This window comes from Vagococcus fluvialis, assembly GCF_048815235.1.
Taxonomy (GTDB): Bacteria; Bacillota; Bacilli; order Lactobacillales; family Vagococcaceae; genus Vagococcus.
This window is the reverse complement of sequence record NZ_JBMEAO010000043.1, coordinates 1-1,221: the sequence shown is the minus strand read 5'-3', so window position 1 is coordinate 1,221 and position 1,221 is coordinate 1. Positions and strand designations below refer to the sequence as shown.

Sequence of the window (1,221 nt, the reverse complement as noted above, 5' to 3'; positions counted from 1 at the left end):
GCTACCTAACTGCTCCACTCCGCGATATTAAAATTAAAGGAGGATAAGGGATTCGAACCCTTGCGTGCTTTTACACACCTGACGGTTTTCAAGACCGTTCCCTTCAGCCGGACTTGGGTAATCCTCCATATGTTTTCACTACAATGGACCTTGTAGGACTCGAACCTACGACCGCCCGGTTATGAGCCGGGAGCTCTAACCAACTGAGCTAAAGGTCCAAGTTCTGAAAATAAAAATCGCGGCGGAGGGGATCGAACCCCCGACCTCCCGGGTATGAACCGGACGCTCTAGCCAGCTGAGCTACACCGCGAATAAAACAATCGGGAAGACAGGATTCGAACCTGCGACACCTTGGTCCCAAACCAAGTACTCTACCAAGCTGAGCTACTTCCCGTGTCATTCTTTAAAACGCGCCCAAGAGGAGTCGAACCCCTAACCTTCTGATCCGTAGTCAGACACTCTATCCAATTGAGCTATGGGCGCTAAAAAATATATATAATTTTGAAAATGCCGAGGACCGGAATCGAACCGGTACGGAGAAAACTCTCCGCAGGATTTTAAGTCCTGTGCGTCTGCCAGTTCCGCCACCCCGGCTGGAACTTAAAAAGCGGAAGACGGGGTTCGAACCCGCGACCCCCACCTTGGCAAGGTGATGTTCTACCACTGAACTACTTCCGCTTAAAGAAGTGCCGGCTAAAGGACTTGAACCCTCGACCCTCTGATTACAAATCAGATGCTCTACCAACTGAGCTAAGCCGGCTATTAAATTTTAAGTGCGGGTGAAGGGACTTGAACCCCCACGCCGTAAGGCGCTAGATCCTAAATCTAGTGCGTCTGCCAATTCCGCCACACCCGCATATAAAAATGACCCGTACTGGGCTCGAACCAGTGACCCTCTGATTAAAAGTCAGATGCTCTACCAACTGAGCTAACGAGTCGTCATTTAAAATGGAGGTTAACGGGATCGAACCGCTGACCCCCTGCTTGTAAGGCAGGTGCTCTCCCAGCTGAGCTAAACCTCCAAAACGCATTCGCATGGCGACGTCCTACTCTCACAAAGGGAAACCCTTCACTACCATCGGCGCTAAGAAGCTTAACTTCTGTGTTCGGCATGGGAACAGGTGTATCCTTCTTGCCATCGTCACCACACTTGCGTGCGTTTATTTAATTGAGTGATTATTCACTCAAAACTGGATGTTTTTAGTTAGACTACATTATTTT

Annotated in this window: 11 tRNA genes and 1 rRNA gene; all 12 read right to left on the bottom strand. The window is 49.4% G+C overall.

Annotation, left to right across the window (positions count from 1 at the left end):
- Positions 1 to 37 precede the first annotated feature (37 nt).
- The 12 genes from ACODH8_RS14565 to rrf all read right to left on the bottom strand — a co-directional run bounded on the left by ACODH8_RS14565 (position 38) and on the right by rrf (position 1,149).
- Positions 38 to 127: transfer RNA gene (locus ACODH8_RS14565), tRNA-Ser, on the bottom strand.
- Between the two features lie 17 nt (positions 128 to 144).
- Positions 145 to 218 (bottom strand) — tRNA-Ile (locus tag ACODH8_RS14560).
- Positions 219 to 236: 18 nt separating this feature from the next.
- Positions 237 to 310, bottom strand: a tRNA-Met gene (locus ACODH8_RS14555).
- A 10-nt stretch (positions 311 to 320) separates the two neighbouring features.
- Positions 321 to 394 (bottom strand) — tRNA-Pro (locus tag ACODH8_RS14550).
- A gap of 15 nt (positions 395 to 409) precedes the next feature.
- Positions 410 to 483: transfer RNA gene (locus ACODH8_RS14545), tRNA-Arg, on the bottom strand.
- Positions 484 to 508: 25 nt separating this feature from the next.
- Positions 509 to 594 (bottom strand) — tRNA-Leu (locus ACODH8_RS14540).
- Positions 595 to 606: 12 nt separating this feature from the next.
- Positions 607 to 678: transfer RNA gene (locus ACODH8_RS14535), tRNA-Gly, on the bottom strand.
- A 9-nt stretch (positions 679 to 687) separates the two neighbouring features.
- A tRNA-Thr gene (locus tag ACODH8_RS14530) sits at positions 688 to 760 on the bottom strand.
- Positions 761 to 774: 14 nt separating this feature from the next.
- Positions 775 to 856 (bottom strand) — tRNA-Leu (locus ACODH8_RS14525).
- Positions 857 to 865: 9 nt separating this feature from the next.
- Positions 866 to 938, bottom strand: a tRNA-Lys gene (locus ACODH8_RS14520).
- 11 nt (positions 939 to 949) lie between these two features.
- A tRNA-Val gene (locus ACODH8_RS14515) sits at positions 950 to 1,022 on the bottom strand.
- A gap of 11 nt (positions 1,023 to 1,033) precedes the next feature.
- Positions 1,034 to 1,149, bottom strand: a 5S ribosomal RNA gene (rrf, locus tag ACODH8_RS14510).
- Positions 1,150 to 1,221 lie beyond the last annotated feature (72 nt).